This window comes from Microbacterium ginsengisoli (assembly GCF_000956535.1).
Taxonomy (GTDB): domain Bacteria; phylum Actinomycetota; class Actinomycetes; order Actinomycetales; family Microbacteriaceae; genus Microbacterium; species Microbacterium ginsengisoli.
On record NZ_JYIY01000075.1, the window covers coordinates 55743 to 72392 of the forward strand.

The following is a 16650-nucleotide window of genomic DNA, read 5'->3' on the forward strand; positions in this document are numbered from 1 at the left end:
GTCGGCATGCACGCGCTCACCGAGAACGATTTGCGCGCCGCGTTCGTGAACGCCTCGACCGACGACCTGCGTCTGCTGGCCCTGCCGCACGACTTCCCGATCCTCGACTGGGACCACCTCGACTTCCTCGCCTGGCGCGACCCCGAGAACCGGGACCGCGGCTACCTCGTCGCCGAACGCGACGGCTCTCCGCACGGGGTCGTGCTGCGCGCGGCATCCTCGTCGTCACGCGGACATGTGGGCCTGTGCAACCTCTGCCACACGATGCAGCCGGGCAACCAGGTGACGCTCTTCTCGGCGCGACTTCCGGATGCCTCGGGGTCGAGCGTCGGCACCTACATCTGCGCCGATCTCAGCTGCCACGAGAACGTGCGGCTGGCGGCGCCGCTGGCGCCGGGCGAGATCCGGGCGAGCGTCGACGTGCGCATCGACGGCACGAAGGAGCGGGCGGAGTCGTTCGTCGCCCGCGTCGCCGAGCGCGTCTGACACGCCCCGCGTGCGGTGGCGCCCTGCGCTCCGCGCTGACAGAGTGGGCACGACTGCGAAGGAGCATCCATGGCCGCTGAATCCCGGGTCGTCGTGATCGGCGACGCGCTCATCGACGAACTGCGCGACGACAGCGGGGTGCGCGAGTTCGTCGGCGGTGCGGCCCTGAACGTCGCGGTCGGACTGTCGCGTCTCGGCGTGCCGACGAGCCTCATCGCGATGATCGGCGACGACGAGCCGGGGGAGCGCATCCGCGGGTTTCTCGCCGACTACGGGGTCGAGCTGATCGCCTCCGCGTCGCCGCACGGCACCTCGCGCGCGGTCAGCACGCGCAGCGCCGGCGGCGAGCCGACCTACGTCTTCAACACGGCCGCCCAACAGCGGCGAGTCGTCTACGGCGCCGCCGAGCGTGCGGCCATCGCCGCCGCGCCGCTCGTCGCGATCAGCTGCGTGCCGTTCGACGACCGCGCCCAGACCGACGAGTTGATCGACGCGGTGGCCGCGGCATCCGTCGTCGCCATCGATCCGAATCCTCGCGCCGGCATGCTGCACGACCGCGACGAGTTCGTGCGCGGGTTCGAGCGCGCGGCTGCGGGGGCGACCCTCGTCAAGGTGGGCGACGACGACGCCGAGCTGCTCTACGGCATCTCCCTCGATGCGCTCACCGACCGACTCGTCGGCCTCGGCGTCGGGGCGGTGCTCGCGACCCGCGGTTCTGCGGGCGCGCGCATCGTCGCCGGGGGCGCCGATGTGTCGCTGCCCGTCTCGGCCCTGCCGGGACGCATCGTCGACACGATGGGAGCCGGCGATGCGGTGCTCGCGTCGGTCGCGGCATCCGTCATCGAGGGGCGTCCGGAGAGCGGCGACGCGTGGCGCGCGGTGCTGCAGCGGGCGATGGATGTCGCGGCCGCGACCTGCCGCGTCGAGGGCGCCCTGCTGCGGCTCCCCGAGTCGCTGGGCGGCATCGACCTCGACCGCATCGGCACCTGAGCGCACACCCGGGCCGATTTCGACACGGACCGCATCGCGGGTAAGATCGGAGATCGCGCCTCCGGTCGACTGAAAAAGCCGGGCGGGTGCGCCATGGCAGGTTACCCAAGCGGCCAAAGGGATCTGATTGTAACTCAGCCGGCTCAGCCTTCGGGGGTTCGAATCCCTCACCTGCCACCCCAGAACGGGCCTCGCATGTCGAGGCCCGTTCCTCGTTTTTCCGGGCGGATGTCCCGCCCCGCCCGTATGCTCGGGCGCGTGACCGCGGCATCCGGATTCGACCAATGACCGACATCGAGGTGTTCGTCGTCGTCGACGTCGCCGCGTGGCGGGAATGGCTGGTCGCTCACGATGACGAGTCCGACGGGGTGTGGTTGGCGCTCGCCAAGAAGGGCGTGACCGAGCCGACCTCCCTCGTCTACCAGGAGGCGCTCGAAGAGGCGCTGTGCAGCGGCTGGATCGACGGGCAGAAGCGCTCGAACGACGAGGCCACCTTCCTGCAGCGCTTCACCCCGCGCCGCAAGCGATCGATGTGGTCGGCCCGCAACGTCGAGATCGTCGAACGACTCATCGCCGATGCGCGCATGCGCGCGCGTGGCCAGATCGAGATCGATGCGGCACAGTCCGACGGTCGCTGGAATCGCGCATACGCCGGGGCGGCGACCGCGGAGGTGCCCGACGACCTCGTCGCCGCGCTCGCCGCGGCCGGCCCGACCGCCGTCGAGACCTTCGCCACGGCGAACGCGAACAACCGCTACGCAGTGCTGCACCGCCTCATGACCGCCACCACGGCCGAGACTCGCGCCGCGCGACTCGACCGGCTGGTCGCGCAGTTCGCGCGCGGTGAGCGTCCGCACCCCCAGTAGCCCTCCCCGTACGCTTCCCGCTGGCGATCATCCACAGCGGGACGTCATCGTCCTGGGCCGCGGGGACGCCGCATGCCACGATGGGGGCAGCGCGACCGACCCGCAGAACGGATCCCTCTCATGACGCAGCCGACGCCCGCCACCCCGCCCGCCGCCAACGGGTCGACCTCGTCCCCACTGGTGCGTGCATCGATCTGGGTCGCCATCGGCGCACTCATCGCCGCAGCAATCGTGAGCGTCGTCTGGGTGCTCGTGGGCAACCAGAACGGCCTCATCGGGCGGGCGTTCCTCACGATCTTCCTGCTCGCCGCATTCGCCGGGGTCTCGATCCTCGAGGCGCGGCTGTCATCGCGGCGTCCGGTGTGGTTCGTGCTGGTCAGCATGACGGTGTGGGTCGTGACGCTGCTCATCGGCGCGATCTTCATCTGGATGCCGGCAGGCTCCGCGCAAAGCGGCTACGACGATCCATACGGCAGCGGCTCCAACCCGCTCGTCCCTTCGTATGACGGTGTCGACCCGCTTCTCGGCGCGCAGCGCACCTTCTCGTTCTTTCTCGTGGTGCTGATCCTCCAGCTCGCCGTGCTGCACGTGCGCCTCTACGTGAAGGCATGGCTGCGGTTCCGCACGTCGTTCACCACGGTCACGTCTCTCGCGACCATCGCCTTGGTCGGCATCCTCGCCGTGCTGCTGGTGCTCCCGCTCGTGCTGCAGGAGTTCCTGCGCTTCCACGACATCTACTGGCGCCTCACGGTCGCCGTCGCCATCCTCGCCGCCGTCGGCACCGCCCTCGTGCCGCTCGTGACCGTGCTGTTCGCGCCGCGGACTCCCAAGCCCCTGGTGGCGGGGCCCCCGCCCGGATGGCCGACCTACGCCGACCGGGTCACGCCGCTGCCTCCCCTGCCGAACGGCACGCCGGACTGGAACGCGTACTACACGGGCCGGCCCAGCTATCCCGCTCCGGGCTCCGCCCCCGCTGCGGCACCGGCGCCCACGGCTCCCGTCGCTGCGCCGACCGGTGACCCGACGCTTCCGCCGCGCCCTCCGCTGCCGCCGCAGACGCCCACGGAGTGACCGCCGGGTCGCACACCCACGGTCAGATCGCGCCCTCCCCGCGTGACCCGACTCGGCGACGGGCCGCGCGACCCGATGGAACCGCGGCCCGCGACTGAACCTGGGGTTCAGGCCTCGAGCAGCTCCCGCGCCGCCATCGCCGCGTTGTGACCGCCGATGCCGCTGACCGCGCCACCTCGCACCGCGCTCGATCCGCACAGCAGCACCCCCTCGACGCCTGACGCGACGCCCCAGCGGGCGGGTGCGGCATCCGGGGCGTCATCGAGCCACGGCCACGACAACGGGCCGTGGAAGATGTCGCCGCCGACCATGCCGAGTGAGCGTTCGAGATCGTCGGTCGTGCGCGCCTCGATGCACGGCGACCCGTCGGGCGCGATCCACAGGCAGTCCTCGATCGGTTCGTCTAGCACCGCGTTCAGCGACCGGATCGCCGCGGACTGCACCTCGTCGCGCGCGCCCGCGGCGTCGCGTCCGGTCACCAGCGCGTGCGGCACCTGCAGCCCGAACAGCGTCAGGGTCTGGGCGCCGGCGCTGCGCAGCTCGGGTCCGAGGATCGACGGGTCCGTCAGCGAATGACAGTAGATCTCCGCCGGCAGCGGATCGGGCACGCGACCGGCGCGCGCCGTGGCGTACGCGGCATCCAGATCGCTCATCCGCTCGTTCACGTGGAAGGTTCCCGCGAACGCCGCCTCGGGGGCCACGGATGTGTCGCGCAGCCGCGGCAGTCGACGCAGCAGCATGTTGACCTTCACCTGCGCGCCGGCCGGACGAGAGACAGCGGATGCCTCGCCCCCACCGGCCGTCACCAGATCGGCGAGAACGGCGGCCCCCACGCCCGACAGCACGAGCCTCCCGCGCACCACCCGCCCATCGGCGCAGCGCACCTCGCCGTCGGGTGACACGCTCGTCACCTCCGCGCGCGTGCGCACCTCGGCACCCGCCTCGCGGGCTGCCCGCTCCATCTCGGCGCTGACCCGGCCCATGCCGCCGACGGGCACGTCCCAGTCGCCGGTGCCGCCACCGATCACGTGATAGAGGAAGCACCGGTTCTGGGCGAGAGAGGGGTCGTCCGACCATGACGACGTGCCGATGAGCCCGTCGGTGAGAGCGACCCCGCGCATCAGATCGGTCAGGAGACTCGCGCGCACGAGCTCGCCGAGAGGTCGCTCGGTCACCTGCTCCCACAGTTCGTCGTCGCCGAGCCGCGCGCGCACCGTCGCCGCCGTCGGCAGCGGCTCGGTCATCGTCGGGAACACCGCCGTCGCGAGCGGCGCGAGCCTGGTGAGCAGGTCGCGATAGCGGGAGGCCTCCTCCGGGTCGCCCGTCGTGGCGGTCATCGAGCGGGCGGTGGCCGCGGCATCCTGCGTGTCGACCAGCACGCCCCGTGACGGGTCAGCCGGGTCTGGTGTGTAGGACGAGTAGCGCCGGCGTCGCAGCTCGACGCGCAGGCCCAGGTCGTCGACGATGCGGCGGGGGAGCAGGCTCACCAGGTACGAGTAGCGCGAGAGTGAGGCATCCACGCCCGCCCACGGGCGCTCTGAGACGGCGGCGCCGCCGAGATGCGCGAGCCGCTCGAGGATGACGACCGAGCGTCCAGCCCGGCCGAGGTAGGCGGCCGCGACGAGGGCATTGTGGCCGCCGCCGATGATCACGACATCGTGCGTGGGGGTCATGGCCTCACGCTAGCGGTCCGCCCTGCGGCGTCACCGACGGGCCGGATGCCGCGGCCCGGGCGATAGCGTGGCGGTATGACCCTCCCGCTCGAACTGCAGTCGCTCGCCGTCGAGATCGCCCGGGAGGCGGGAGAGCTCGCCGCCCGCCGACGGGCCGAGGGTGTGACGATCGCGGCGACGAAGTCCGCGCTCGCCGACATCGTGACCGAGGCCGACCGCGAGGTCGAGGCGCTGATCCGCGATCGCCTCGCCGCCGCCCGCCCCGATGACGGCTTCCTCGGAGAGGAGTCCGGCGGCGACGATTCCCGCACCGGCATCGTCTGGGTGGTCGACCCCATCGACGGCACGGTCAACTACGCGTACGGCCTCCCGATCTACGCCGTCAGCATCGGCATCGTGACCGGCAGCAGCGACCCGGCCGCCTGGGAATCGCTCGCGGGCGTCGTCTACGCCCCGGCGCTCGGAGAGCTCTACCGAGCCGCGCGCGGCGAAGGCGCCTGGATCGGCGATCACCGCCTGCACGTATCTCCCGAGATCGGCCCGGCCGGCGCCCTGCTGGGAACCGGCTTCGGCTACGACCCCGCCACCCACGCCGGCGACCTCGCCGCCGTGGGCGCGGTGCTGCCCCTCGCGCGCGACCTGCGGCGCATGGGCGCGGCATCCCTCGATCTCGCCGCTGTCGCGGCCGGCCGGCTCGACGGCTACTACGAGCGCGGACTCAAGCCGTGGGACATCGCCGCCGGCGCCTTGCTGGTCGAAGAAGCGGGTGGCGTGTTCTGGCGCGAGGGCGGTCCGGATGCCGCGGCTCGACCGCTCTCGATCGCGGCCCCGGCTCCCCTGTTCGAGAAGCTCGCCGAGGCCCTGCGTAACGGCTAGGTTTCGTGCCGCGACATGCCCTGGCAATCCTCAGGCGATCGGGTTACTGTTTATGAGTTCGTTATCTTCCGGTACCCGCCGAGTCACGAACACCACCCGAACGCAAGACCGTCGCTGGCGCGACAAGACGTGAGACTTTTGTGCTTTGACTTCTGAGACACCCGCATCCGACAGCCTGCCGACCCGTCGTTCCCGCCGCGATTCCGCGAGCACTGCGACGCCGGTGCCGTCGGTGACCGAGATTCAGGAGCCCGTCACTTCGTCGACCGTCGAGCCCGCGGCATCCATCGTCGATGCGGTCGCCATCGCTGACGCTCTTGTCGTCGCTCCGCTCACCCGCCGCTCCGTTCGTGCGGCGGCGCCGGTGGTCGCTCCCCTCACCCGCCGCGCTGCGCGCGGCCGTGAGCTCGAACTGCCGGCGCTGAGCGAGGTCGTCGGCGCCGAGGTGGTCGAACTCCTCGCCGTCGAGCCCGAGGCCGCCGAGCAGGCTCCCGCCGCTGCGACGGTCGTCGAGATCGTCGCGAGCCCGCCGCGCGAGCTTCCGTTGGCGTTGCCGACGTCACCGGTCGCTCACGCGCACACCGCCGCAGAGTCCGCACCCCGCGCCGATGCCCCCGCAGCAGATGCGGACGCATCGGCGCCGTCGCGTGAGGCCGACGATGTCGACGCCTTCGCTGAGGCTCTGCGCCGATTCGCTCAGAGCGGCCCCACCCCCATCATCTCTGTGGCCGAGTCGGCTCCCGAGCAGGTCATCGCCGACGAGGCTCCGACCGGCCGCTCGCACCGAGGCCGCGGCGCGAAGAGCGCACCGGCATCTGCTCCGTCGTCGGCCCTGCCGCGCAAGAGCGTGTTCCGCCGGGTCGCCACCACCTCGTTCTCGATCGGCGCGATGGGCATCGTCGGCCTCGTCGCGGTCGGCATGACGCTTCCGTCGCAGGCGGTGGCCGCGGCATCCGGCACCGCATCTGTCACCAACGCGGTCTCGCTCGCCGCATCGAACAGCACCGGTGGCGGTGAGAGTGCGATTCAGGCATTCGCCGTACCCAGCGAGGTGCAGACATCCTCGCTCGACCGCAGCGACTACACCACGGGCTCGAAGGCCGACATGGCGGCCTCGCTCGGCATCTCCCACTTCTCGAACTTCTTCACCAACAACCCGAACTCGCCCATCCAGTGGCCGTTCGCTGTCGGCGTCTCGATCAGCTATGGCTTCGGCTGGCGCACGGGTGAGTTCCACGAGGGTCTCGACTTCACCCCGGGCGCCGGAGCGAAGATCCAGGCCGTCGCCGACGGCGTCGTGCGCGTCGCCACCGAGAGCGGCGGCGGATACGGCGTGATGATCATCATCGATCACGTGATCGACGGGCAGCCCGTCGCGACGCGCTACGCGCACATGGCGTACGGCTCGCTGCGGGTCAAGGCCGGTGACCACGTGAAGGTCGGCGAGATCATCGGCCAGGTCGGCGACACCGGGTACTCGTTCGGTGCGCACCTCCACTTCGAGGTGCTGCAGAACGGCACGACTCCCATCGATCCGCTGCCCTGGTTGCGTTCGCACGCGGGCGGATGACCCGTCGTCCGCGGGGAGGATCCGGTTCGGTGACCGGCCGCGGCTCTGATATCCTCGTGTGGTTGCCCGAAAGGGCGGCACGCCCCGATAGCTCAGTGGCAGAGCACTTCCATGGTAAGGAAGGGGTCGTCAGTTCAATCCTGACTCGGGGCTCGCAGCATGTCTGACATGCGTTGCGGCAGGGTAGCTCAGTTGGTGAGAGCGCACGACTCATAATCGTGAGGTCGCGGGTTCGAGCCCCGCTCCTGCTACAGAAGAAAACCCCCGGTTCGCCGGGGGTTTCGTCGTTCACGGGCGGGACCTCGCCGAACGCTCAAGGGGACGTCGACGACCGAGGGTGGAGCAGCAGAACGTCATCCGGATCGATGTGATACGACGTGCCGCCGCTTCCGGGAGTGGAAGCGGCCGTCGTCGGTGCCGACCGCCGCGGGTCTGACTGCGCGTCGGACGGTGTGACGGCGTGCGGAGATTGCCCGGGCGCGGCCGCGCCACCCGACGTCTGCGCGGCCGCGTCCATCACGGCCGACACCATGGGAATCGTCAGCGATGCCAGCCCGATCACCACCACGCCGCACGTCACCCAGACCATGACCTGCATCCACCGACGCCGCCGACGAGGTAGCGTGTCGGCAGCACGTCCCGCCCCCCGAGAGGACCCCGCCGATGTCCGACACCACGTGTCACGTCTCGATCTCGCTTGACGGGTTCATCGCCGGTCCGAACCAGTCGATCGATGCGGGACTGGGGGAGCGGGGCATCGAGCTGCACCGGTGGCACATCGGCGACCCCCGGGCGAACGAGGCCGACGCGGTCGCCGCGGGCTGGCTCATGCGCCCGAGGGGTGCCTACGTGATGGGTCGCAACATGTACGCCCCGTCGCGCGGTGCCTGGGCCGACGAGTGGAGCGGATGGTGGGGCCCCGAACCGCCCTACCACGCACCCGTCTTCGTGCTCACCCACCACCCGCACGAGTCGATCGTGATGGACGGCGGCACCGTCTTCCACTTCGTCACCGACGGGTTCGATGCCGCCTATGCCCGGGCGGTCGAGACGGCGGGTGACCTCGGCGTCGACATCGCCGGCGGGGCATCCACTGTTCGTCAGGCTCTCGAGGCGGATGTCATCGACGAGCTCACCCTCGACATCGCACCCGTGCTGCTGGGGTCAGGGGAGCGCATCTTCGAGGGTCGCGAGACCTTCGGGTTCGAACCCGTCGAGGTGCTGCACTCGCCGCTCGCGACCCACATCCGCTACCGCCGCGTCGGCTGAGCGCCCGACACGACGTCAGCGCGCGGCGACCAGCTCGTCGCGCTCGTGGGCGGCGAAGTGCGTCGACCGTCGGAACGGGGCGGCCAGCGTCGCGCCGATGTCGCGACGGTGCGCGATGAGGAGTCCGACCGCGATGAGCACCTGCACGGCGCTGAGCGCGTATCGCCCGGTCGTGTCGGTGACGAAGAACTGCACCGCGAAGATCGCCGCCAACGCGATCGCCGACCAGCGGTGGAACCGCAGGCCGATGATGATCGCCACCCCCATCACCGTCTGCGTGCCGGTGAGCACGAACTCCTCGACCTGGCGAGCGTCGAGGCCGAGCTCACTGCCGCCGCCACCGAGGTAGTGCGCGATCGGGAGGGACCCGACCAGCAGGCTCCACTGGTTGATCTTCGAGGCGATGAGCGTCGCGATGGCGGCGGCACCCATGCCGCGCAGCGCGAACATCACGGCGACGATGAACTCGGGTGCCTCCGACGCCAGCGGCGCCAGCCACTGCACGAGGAAGTAGCTGTCGAATCCTAGCGAGACACCCGTGTCGACGAGGCTCGTCGCGAACGGCTCCGCGCACGCCAGGATGATCGCCGCGGCGACCACGAACAGTGAGATCACGACGGCTCGACGCCGGCCGGTCGGGAGGTCCGCGATCAGCGCTGCGGTGCCCACGAACTCCTCCTCGCCCTCCGAGTGGATGCGTCCCGATCGCCACAGGTAGACGGCGAACACCGCGATGAGCACGACGCCGAACCAGATGGGGATGGCACCCAGCACCGGGATGGCGAACGCGATCACCGCGAGGATGGCGAGGAAGCCGACATCGAAACGCGCCGCACGCGGAAGCGGAAGGAACGCGCGTCGGGCCGGGTCGCGCCGGGGGAGTGAACGGTTCGCGACCGCGATCGCGACGATCACGACAAGAGGCCAGCCGAACCCGAGCAGCAAGCGGTTGGAGCCCGTCATGTTCGCCGCGGCGTACTGCTCGTACGCCGGGTCGAAGCCCGAGCGGTAGGCGTAATAGAGATCGACGGCATACTCGGGCAGCACGGCGATCAGGGCGAGGATCGCGATCGCGAGCCCGCCGGAGATGTCCTTCTGCGCGGACTCCGCGGCCCACGCCAGCAGGAACGACGACGCGACGACCGCGGCGCCGAAGACCACCATGTCGAGCAGCGGGCTGGGCGCGAATCCGGTCGCGCGGAACACGATCGCGGGGGCGGCGATCGCCAGGCACAGGGCGATCTTTCGGATGAGGGCGGGGGGCATCGAAGACTCCTCGATCGGGCAGGCCGAGAGGACGCGGTGACGCAGACACTCCGGCCAGGGACATGGCCGAAGGTCTCGTTCGCTCCGCGGACGGAGTGGCCCGCCGGATCGGATCACCGTGAACCGATCAGTATGTCGACGCAGCCGCGAGGAACTACTCCCCTTCGCTCCCTCCACCCTGACGGGCGCCGCCCCGCGCGAGCAAGCTGAGAGCGGAAGTCTCACGCTTTCGGGTTTCCGAACACGTTTCGGCCGCCCGAAGCGACGAGCGGATGCCGCGGCATCCGCGATCGCGTGTCCGTCGGCGTGACGCCGGGCGTCGCGTCAGTCGGCGATGTGCACGCCGTGCGCCGCGGCGAATGCGGCGGCGTGCTGCTCGACCTGACGGGTCGAGAGGGTCGACCCGCGCAGGGCCCGCGGGTCGGTGAACGCGAGCGCATCGAGTCCGCGCAGGTCGAGGTCGGTGCCCGTCAGGCCGCGGGTGTCGACCTCGTCGACGCGGCAGGAGTCGAAGGTCACGCGGGTGAGGGTCGCGTCGGGGAGGTCGAGCGTGCCGATCTCGCAGTCGACGAATCGCACGTCGGCGAGTTCGGCGGACGGCAGCGAGAGGTAGCCCACGCGGATGCCGCGCAGCGTCACGCCGTCCCAGGCGGCGCGCAGGCCGTCGAGGGTGCCGATGCGTCCGCCCGTGAGGGCGACGTTGCGCCACCGGGCGTCGCGCAGCCGCAGCTCGACGGCGCGCAGGTCGTCGACGACGACATCGGTGAACGTCGTGCCGGTCGCGTCGAAGAGCGCCACGGATGCCGCCTCCACCCGCGACTCGACGAGTCGGGCGTGCGTGGCGAGCACATCGTCGGCGAGCCCGGTGATCCGGGCCGCGAGGAGGTCATCGCGTGGGGAGAGTCCGTCGGCCTCGTCGAGGTCGTCGGGAACGTCCGGCGCGCTGTCGCGTGGGGGAGCGGGGGTGTCGCGCCGGGCCATGGGGGTCAGCCTAGACGCGCCCCCTGCGGGCATCGCACCCGCTCGCCGCAACCGCCCGACGTTCACCGCGCCGGGGCGGCGCTCGCCGCGAGGAGGGCGAGCTTGTCGGCATCCGCCGTGCCGGGCTCGGCGTGGTAGATCACCAGCATCATGCCGTCCGTGCCGGGGATCGCAAGCTTCTCGCGGTCGACCGTGAGCGCGCCCACGCTCGGGTGCGCGAACGTCACCGTCGCCCCTTGGCGCATCCGCACGTCGTGGCGCGCCCAGAGCCGCCCGAAGACAGGACTCGCAAGCGACAGCTCCCCGACGAGTGCGATCACGCGCGGGTCGTCGGTGTCGGCGCCGATCGACTGCCGGAACCCCGCAACGAGGCCCGCCGCGGCCTCGTCCCAGTGCGGGAACAGGTCGCGCTCGGCGTCGTCGAGGAAGAAGTCCCGCAGCCGGTTGCCGCCCACCGTGAGACGTGGCGAGAGTGCGGCGGCGAGCGGATTCGCGGCCAGCACGTCGAGGCAGCGCCCCTCGACGAACGCCGGGAACGGCACCTGGCCGACGAAGCGCAGCGTGTGGGCCGGCACCACCTCCGCGCGTCGACGGGTGCGCACGGCGCGGGGCCGCGGCATCCCGATCTCGTTCAGGTGGCGGGCAGCGTCGGCATCGAGCCGCAACACGCGTGCGAGCGCGTCGAGCACCTGCGGCGACGGATGCCGGTCGCGGCCCTGCTCGAGCCGCAGGTAGTAGTCGGCGCTGATGCCCGCGAGCATCGCGACCTCCTCGCGCCGCAGCCCTGCGACTCGCCGCACCCCGACCACCGGGATGCCCGCTTCATCGGGGGTGATGAGCTCGCGCCGGGCGCGCAGGAATGCGCCGAGTCGGTTCTCGTCATCGCCCATGCTGCGAGAGTACGACGGATGCCGCGGCCGATCCTGGTCCCGTCATCCCCAGGATCGTCCGGGCACTGGTGATGGCCGCCGTGCGCGCGCACGATGGAGCCATGACCGCCCCCTCTCCTCTCGTCGTCGTCACCGGCGGTGCCGGGTTCATCGCGTCGCAGTGCATCGTGCAGCTTCTCGCCGCCGGCTACCGCGTGCGCACCACCTCCCGCTCCCTCGACCGCGACTCCGCCCTGCGTGCGCAGCTCGCGCGGCTGGGCGCGGCATCCACCAACGGCCTCGAAATGGTCGCCGCCGACCTCACCGCCGACGACGGCTGGGACGCCGCGCTCGCCGGGGCGGCATTCGTGCTGCACGTCGCGTCGCCCGTCCCTCACGGTGCGCCGCTCGATGACGACGCCATGATCGCCGCCGCCGTCGACGGCACCACCCGCGTGCTGCGCGCGGCGCTCCGTGCCGGGGTCTCCCGTGTGGTGCTGACCTCGGCCTTCCACGCGATCGGCTTCGGCCGCGGGCGTACCGACCACCTGTTCACCGAGGCGGACTGGTCGCCGCTCGACGGCCCCGGCATGGACGCCTACGGGCGCAGCAAGGTGCTCGCCGAACGCGCCGCGTGGGAGATCGTCGGCGAGACCGGCCTCGAGCTCGCCGTCATCAACCCTGTCGCGGTGCTCGGGCCCGTGGCATCCGATTCGCTCTCGGGCGGAAACGCGATGGTGCGGCGTCTGCTCTCCGGAGGGATGCCGTCGGCCATCAACCTGTGGCTGCCGATCGTCGACGTGCGCGACGTCGCCGACGCGCACCTGCGGGCCATGACGACCCCGGATGCCGCGGGCCACCGCTTCCTCCTCGCGAGCGGCGAGGGCCTCACGTTGCCGCAGGTCGCGCGCGTGCTGCGCGAGGAGCTCGGAACGGATGCCGCACGCGTGCCGACGCGCACGACGCCGAACTGGCTCGTGCGGCTCGCCGCGCGACGCAAGCCGGAGCTGCGCGGCGTCGCCGCCGACCTCGGTCACGTCAAGCGCATCGACGCATCCGCCGCCGGCCGAGTGCTCGGCTGGAGCGCACGCCCGGCGCGGGAGACCGTCGCCGACGCGGCCCGCAGCATGATCGCGGCGGGACTCGTCGCACCTCAGTGAGCGGGGATGAGCCCCAGGTGCCCGAAGAAGCCGGCGAGGCCGTGGCGCAGTCCCCAGCGCACGGTGTTCCAATCGTGGCCGGTGCCGGGCGAGATGAGCACGTCCGCCGCAATCGCGACGGCCCGCGCCCCGGCCGCGAGTTGTCGCGCCGCTGTGACGAAGAGCGGATCCTGCTCGCCCGCGACGAACGTGACGCGAGAATCCCGGAACGGACCGTGCGCGTGCATGAGCGCAAGCGGATGATGCCGGGCGTACTCGGTCGCTGAGCCCCGGAATGCGATCTTGACCGTATCGGCTCCGATCGTCGGCACGAGCTCGCTCGAGATCGCGAGCGCCGAGGCGAAGACATCTGGATGCGTGACGGCGAACTGGGTGGAACAGGTCGCACCTTCGGAGAAGCCGAGCACTCCCCAGGCGAGCGGGCTGCTGCTGACGCGGAAGTGCGACTTCGCCCATGCCACCACGTCGGTCGCGACATACGTGTCAACATTCCCGAGCGTCGAGTCCACGCACATCGGATTCGACGACGGGGCACCCAGCTGGTCCGGAGAGATGACGATCGGCGCGAACCCGTGGTGCGCGGCGGCGAAGGTGTCCAGCACAGTGGCGAGGCCGCCGAAGGTGAAGAGATCCGACGGGCTCCCGGGCTGGCCGGAGAAGGCGAGCACCACCGGGAGCACCGGCGGGTGCGCCGTCAGGGCCGCGGGTGGCAGGTAGATCGTCGCGGGCCGCGCGGCGAAGTGGGAGACCGTCGCCGGGATCGTGGCCGACACGACCGCGCCGGCCGCGGGCACCGGGGCCCCTCCCGCGGCGGTCGACACGTAGTCGGTGCCCACGGCCTCGACCGAACCGTGCTCTCCGGAGGCGACATCCGCCAGTGCGGGTGGTGCCGGACGCCCCCACAGATCGGCGACGGTGGGGTAGACGCCGAAGACTGCGTTCACGCCGAGGGCTGCGGCCGTGATCGCGGAGACCGCCGCCGCGGCGCCTGCGAGTCTGTGCCACCATCGTGCGCCCGCGATCGCGGCCACGCCGACCGCGAGACCCGCGACCGCGACGACGACCCAGGCTCTCCCGGCGAAGGGGACGGCGACACCGACCCCCGGCCCAAGGTCGAGGAGGGCTGTCAGGGCGAGCGCGGCGGCGAGGACTGAGCCGGCGATGGTACCCGCGGCGACCAGTGCGGCGCGACGCGAGCGGCGGCGAGCGAGAGCCACCACACCGAGCAGGACGGAAAGCATCAGGACCGTCCCCGAGACCGCCGAGTCCACCAACGACATGCTCGCCAACCACGACGGGAGCGTGAGATGCGCGGGCACGACGCGAGCGTACGTCGGCGCGGCTATCAGCCCGACGTGATCCCGCTGGGAACTCACCCGGCACACCGACCCTCAGACGACCGCGGCGCCCGACCCTCGTGAGAGGACCGGGCGCCGCGGCATCCGCTCTGTGTGTCAGGAGCGCGAGGTGCCGCCCGACCGCAGACGCGAGACGGCGTCGACGGTGGCGGCCAGGATCAGCACGCCACCCGTGACGAGCAGGTTGATGCCCGCCGGCAGGCCCAGCAGGCCGAGGCCGTTGGTGATCATCGCGATCACCAGGGCGCCCAGCGCCGCGTGGATCAGTCGACCGCGTCCGCCGAAGAGGCTGACGCCGCCGACGACCGCCGCGGCCACACCGCTCAGCACGATGTCGCGGCCCGCGGTCGCGTCGACCGAGCCGATGCGCGCGACGTCGAACAGCTGCGACAGCACGGCGAGACCCGAGCAGACCACGAACGCCGACCACTTCACCCAGCGCACCTTGATGCCCGAGCGGCGGGCGGCCTCGGCGTTGCCGCCGATCGCGTAGATGTAGCGGCCGAACTTCGTGCGGTCGAGCACGAAAGTGCCGATCCACAGGATCGCGAGCACGACCGGAACGATCACGGGCACGCCCGTCACCGCACGCACCGACTGCGAGCGGTCGAGGCTGAGGAAGTACACCGCGACGCCACCGAGCACGAGGATGACGGCGAGCTTGATCCACACGAGCGAGATCGCGCGGTTCGGAACGCCGGCGCGGGTGCGACGTGCACGATCCCAGAACGCCGTGACCGCCGTGATGACCAGCACCACGACCAGCAGCGCCCAGCCGGCCCAGATCGGCATGTTGCTGTTCTGGATGTCGCTGAGGAACTGCACGTTCATCTGGTACAGGCCGCCCGACCCGATGATGATGAGGGCGAGACCCTGGTAGCCGAGGAACAGACCCAGGGTCACGACGAACGACGGGATGCCGACCCTCGCGACGAAGAATCCGATCAGGGCACCGGTCGCGATGCCCGCGGCGAAGCCGATGAGCAGCGCCGGGATCCACGGCACGCCCACCCGGTCGTTCAGCACGACGAACAGGGCCATCGAGACGCCACCGGTCACACCGGCCGACAGGTCGATCTCACCCAGCAGCAGCACGAACACGAGGGCCATGCCGAGCATGACGAGGCTCGCCGCTTGGTTGAGGAGGTTGGCGAGGTTGCCGGTCGTGAAGAAGTAGGGGCTCAGGAACGAGAACAGGATGGCGAGCACGATGAGCCCGCCGAGCGCCGGGAGTGCGCCCATCTCGCCACCGCGCACCCGCTGCCACCAGGCAGCGACCTGGTCGCCGAGGCCGCCTTCGACCCCGCTGCCGATGAGGTCGCCGGCGACCGGGTCGGGTGCGGCGTTCGTCCGCGTCGTGCTGCTCATGCGTTGCCGCCTTCCACAGAGATGGTCGAGGTGCCCACGAGCGGAACGTCGCTCTTGGAACCGGTGATGTAGGCGACGACTTCGTCGCGGGTGGTCTGCGACGTCTCGAGCTGCGCGACGAGCTGGCCGAGGTAGAGCACGGCGATGTCGTCGGCGACCTCGAACACGTCGGCGAGGTTGTGGGAGATGAGCACGACGGCGACGCCCTGCTCGGAGAGGCGCTTGACGAGGTTCAGCACCTGCTCGGTCTGCGCGACACCGAGCGCCGCGGTCGGCTCGTCGAGGATGACCACGCGGGCCTTCTTGAGGACGGCGCGGGCGATCGCGACCGTCTGGCGCTGACCGCCCGAGAGGCTCGACACCTTCTGGCGCACCGACTTGACCGTACGCACGGACAGGGAGCGCAGCGTGTCTGAGGCCTCCTTCTCCATGCGACCCTCGTCGAACGTGCCGGCGCTGGTCTCCTCGCGGCCGAGGAACATGTTCTGCACGATGTCGAGGTTGTCGGCGAGCGCGAGGTCCTGGTAGACGACCTCGATGCCGAGGGCGGCGGCCTCGCGCGGGCTGTGCAGGTCGCGGTGCTGGCCGTCGATGCGCACGTCGCCGTCGTCGTAGGGCTGCACGCCCGCGAGGCCCTTGATGAGCGTGGACTTGCCGGCGCCGTTGTCGCCGACGAGGGCGGTCACCTTGCCCGGGTGCACCTTGAGGTTGACACCCTTGAGGACGTTGACGGGGCCGAACGACTTCTTCACGCCCACGAGTTCGATGATCGGATCTGGCATGGTGCCTTCTTTCGAGAGTGTCGGACAGCGCGCGGAAGGCGCCGCGTCAGGTGACGCGACGCCTC

The 16650-nt window shown here is 71.1% G+C and carries 16 protein-coding genes and 3 tRNA genes; 11 read left to right on the forward strand and 8 right to left on the reverse strand.

Going from position 1 to position 16650, the window contains the following annotated elements; genetic code table 11:
- The first annotated feature begins 6 nt into the window (after positions 1–6).
- The 5 genes from RR49_RS09105 (at position 7) to RR49_RS09125 (ending at position 3413) form a co-directional block, all read left to right on the forward strand.
- Positions 7–486: an FBP domain-containing protein gene (locus RR49_RS09105; protein WP_045247769.1), complete on the forward strand. Its 480-nt coding sequence runs from the start codon at positions 7–9 to the stop codon at positions 484–486.
- 69 nt (positions 487–555) lie between these two features.
- Positions 556–1476 (forward strand): PfkB family carbohydrate kinase, encoded by a 921-nt coding sequence (locus tag RR49_RS09110; RefSeq protein ID WP_045247770.1) that lies wholly within the window; start codon positions 556–558, stop codon positions 1474–1476.
- Between the two features lie 95 nt (positions 1477–1571).
- Positions 1572–1653: transfer RNA gene (locus tag RR49_RS09115), tRNA-Tyr, on the forward strand.
- Positions 1654–1760: 107 nt separating this feature from the next.
- Positions 1761–2342: a YdeI/OmpD-associated family protein gene (locus RR49_RS09120; protein WP_045247771.1), complete on the forward strand. Its 582-nt coding sequence runs from the start codon at positions 1761–1763 to the stop codon at positions 2340–2342.
- A 120-nt stretch (positions 2343–2462) separates the two neighbouring features.
- Complete coding sequence (locus RR49_RS09125; RefSeq protein ID WP_045247772.1) at positions 2463–3413, forward strand: hypothetical protein; 951 nt, start codon at positions 2463–2465, stop codon at positions 3411–3413.
- Between the two features lie 107 nt (positions 3414–3520).
- On the opposite strand, the gene RR49_RS09130 is transcribed toward RR49_RS09125, so the two are convergent.
- Positions 3521–5086 carry a phytoene desaturase family protein gene (locus RR49_RS09130; RefSeq protein ID WP_045247773.1) on the reverse strand — a complete coding sequence of 522 codons (1566 nt, stop codon included), beginning with the start codon at positions 5084–5086 and terminating at the stop codon, positions 3521–3523.
- A gap of 75 nt (positions 5087–5161) precedes the next feature.
- Here RR49_RS09130 and RR49_RS09135 point away from each other — a divergent pair, with 75 nt between their 5' ends.
- The 4 genes from RR49_RS09135 to RR49_RS09150 all read left to right on the forward strand — a co-directional run bounded on the left by RR49_RS09135 (position 5162) and on the right by RR49_RS09150 (position 7783).
- Positions 5162–5962, forward strand: a complete 801-nt coding sequence (locus RR49_RS09135; RefSeq protein WP_045247774.1) for an inositol monophosphatase family protein — start codon at positions 5162–5164, stop codon at positions 5960–5962.
- A 232-nt stretch (positions 5963–6194) separates the two neighbouring features.
- Positions 6195–7532, forward strand: coding sequence for a M23 family metallopeptidase (locus tag RR49_RS09140; RefSeq protein ID WP_157013185.1), 1338 nt, complete (start codon positions 6195–6197; stop codon positions 7530–7532).
- Between the two features lie 81 nt (positions 7533–7613).
- A tRNA-Thr gene (locus tag RR49_RS09145) sits at positions 7614–7685 on the forward strand.
- 24 nt (positions 7686–7709) lie between these two features.
- Positions 7710–7783 (forward strand) — tRNA-Met (locus RR49_RS09150).
- Between the two features lie 62 nt (positions 7784–7845).
- Here the strand turns inward: RR49_RS09150 and RR49_RS09155 are convergent.
- Positions 7846–8130, reverse strand: coding sequence for a hypothetical protein (locus tag RR49_RS09155; RefSeq protein ID WP_157013186.1), 285 nt, complete (start codon positions 8128–8130; stop codon positions 7846–7848).
- A gap of 65 nt (positions 8131–8195) precedes the next feature.
- On the opposite strand from RR49_RS09155, the gene RR49_RS09160 reads away from it, so the two are divergent.
- Positions 8196–8801, forward strand: coding sequence for a dihydrofolate reductase family protein (locus tag RR49_RS09160; RefSeq protein WP_045247777.1), 606 nt, complete (start codon positions 8196–8198; stop codon positions 8799–8801).
- 15 nt (positions 8802–8816) lie between these two features.
- Here the strand turns inward: RR49_RS09160 and RR49_RS09165 are convergent, their stop codons facing one another.
- The 3 genes from RR49_RS09165 to RR49_RS09175 all read right to left on the reverse strand — a co-directional run bounded on the left by RR49_RS09165 (position 8817) and on the right by RR49_RS09175 (position 11938).
- Positions 8817–10067, reverse strand: a complete 1251-nt coding sequence (locus RR49_RS09165; protein ID WP_045247778.1) for a calcium:cation antiporter family protein — start codon at positions 10065–10067, stop codon at positions 8817–8819.
- A gap of 324 nt (positions 10068–10391) precedes the next feature.
- A complete protein-coding gene (locus tag RR49_RS09170; protein ID WP_045247779.1) occupies positions 10392–11048 on the reverse strand; it encodes a pentapeptide repeat-containing protein in 657 nt (218 codons plus the stop codon).
- 62 nt (positions 11049–11110) lie between these two features.
- Positions 11111–11938, reverse strand: coding sequence for a helix-turn-helix transcriptional regulator (locus RR49_RS09175; RefSeq protein WP_045247780.1), 828 nt, complete (start codon positions 11936–11938; stop codon positions 11111–11113).
- A 101-nt stretch (positions 11939–12039) separates the two neighbouring features.
- On the opposite strand from RR49_RS09175, the gene RR49_RS09180 reads away from it, so the two are divergent.
- Complete coding sequence (locus RR49_RS09180) at positions 12040–13077, forward strand: NAD-dependent epimerase/dehydratase family protein (protein ID WP_045247846.1); 1038 nt, start codon at positions 12040–12042, stop codon at positions 13075–13077.
- Here RR49_RS09180 and RR49_RS09185 read toward each other — a convergent pair.
- From RR49_RS09185 to RR49_RS09195, 3 genes are all read right to left on the reverse strand, one after another.
- Complete coding sequence (locus RR49_RS09185) at positions 13071–14396, reverse strand: alpha/beta hydrolase (protein ID WP_052672034.1); 1326 nt, start codon at positions 14394–14396, stop codon at positions 13071–13073. The two genes, RR49_RS09180 and RR49_RS09185, sit on opposite strands and share 7 nt — an antisense overlap.
- A gap of 135 nt (positions 14397–14531) precedes the next feature.
- Positions 14532–15803, reverse strand: coding sequence for a sugar ABC transporter permease (locus tag RR49_RS09190; RefSeq protein WP_045247781.1), 1272 nt, complete (start codon positions 15801–15803; stop codon positions 14532–14534).
- Entirely contained in the window at positions 15800–16585 is a 786-nt protein-coding gene (locus RR49_RS09195) for an ATP-binding cassette domain-containing protein (protein WP_045247782.1), read from the reverse strand. The genes RR49_RS09190 and RR49_RS09195 overlap by 4 nt, the downstream gene beginning before the upstream one ends.
- Positions 16586–16650 lie beyond the last annotated feature (65 nt).

Coding starts and splice junctions, on each gene's coding strand:
- RR49_RS09125 (WP_045247772.1), top strand. CDS start 2,463: ATGACGCAGCCGACGCCCGCCACCCCGCCCGCCGCCAACGGGTCGACC.
- RR49_RS09175 (WP_045247780.1), bottom strand. CDS start 11,938: ATGGGCGATGACGAGAACCGACTCGGCGCATTCCTGCGCGCCCGGCGC.
- RR49_RS09120 (WP_045247771.1), top strand. CDS start 1,761: ATGACCGACATCGAGGTGTTCGTCGTCGTCGACGTCGCCGCGTGGCGG.
- RR49_RS09165 (WP_045247778.1), bottom strand. CDS start 10,067: ATGCCCCCCGCCCTCATCCGAAAGATCGCCCTGTGCCTGGCGATCGCC.
- RR49_RS09160 (WP_045247777.1), top strand. CDS start 8,196: ATGTCCGACACCACGTGTCACGTCTCGATCTCGCTTGACGGGTTCATC.
- RR49_RS09190 (WP_045247781.1), bottom strand. CDS start 15,803: ATGAGCAGCACGACGCGGACGAACGCCGCACCCGACCCGGTCGCCGGC.
- RR49_RS09155 (WP_157013186.1), bottom strand. CDS start 8,130: ATGCAGGTCATGGTCTGGGTGACGTGCGGCGTGGTGGTGATCGGGCTG.
- RR49_RS09130 (WP_045247773.1), bottom strand. CDS start 5,086: ATGACCCCCACGCACGATGTCGTGATCATCGGCGGCGGCCACAATGCC.
- RR49_RS09195 (WP_045247782.1), bottom strand. CDS start 16,585: ATGCCAGATCCGATCATCGAACTCGTGGGCGTGAAGAAGTCGTTCGGC.
- RR49_RS09110 (WP_045247770.1), top strand. CDS start 556: ATGGCCGCTGAATCCCGGGTCGTCGTGATCGGCGACGCGCTCATCGAC.
- RR49_RS09135 (WP_045247774.1), top strand. CDS start 5,162: ATGACCCTCCCGCTCGAACTGCAGTCGCTCGCCGTCGAGATCGCCCGG.
- RR49_RS09170 (WP_045247779.1), bottom strand. CDS start 11,048: ATGGCCCGGCGCGACACCCCCGCTCCCCCACGCGACAGCGCGCCGGAC.
- RR49_RS09105 (WP_045247769.1), top strand. CDS start 7: ATGCACGCGCTCACCGAGAACGATTTGCGCGCCGCGTTCGTGAACGCC.
- RR49_RS09180 (WP_045247846.1), top strand. CDS start 12,040: ATGACCGCCCCCTCTCCTCTCGTCGTCGTCACCGGCGGTGCCGGGTTC.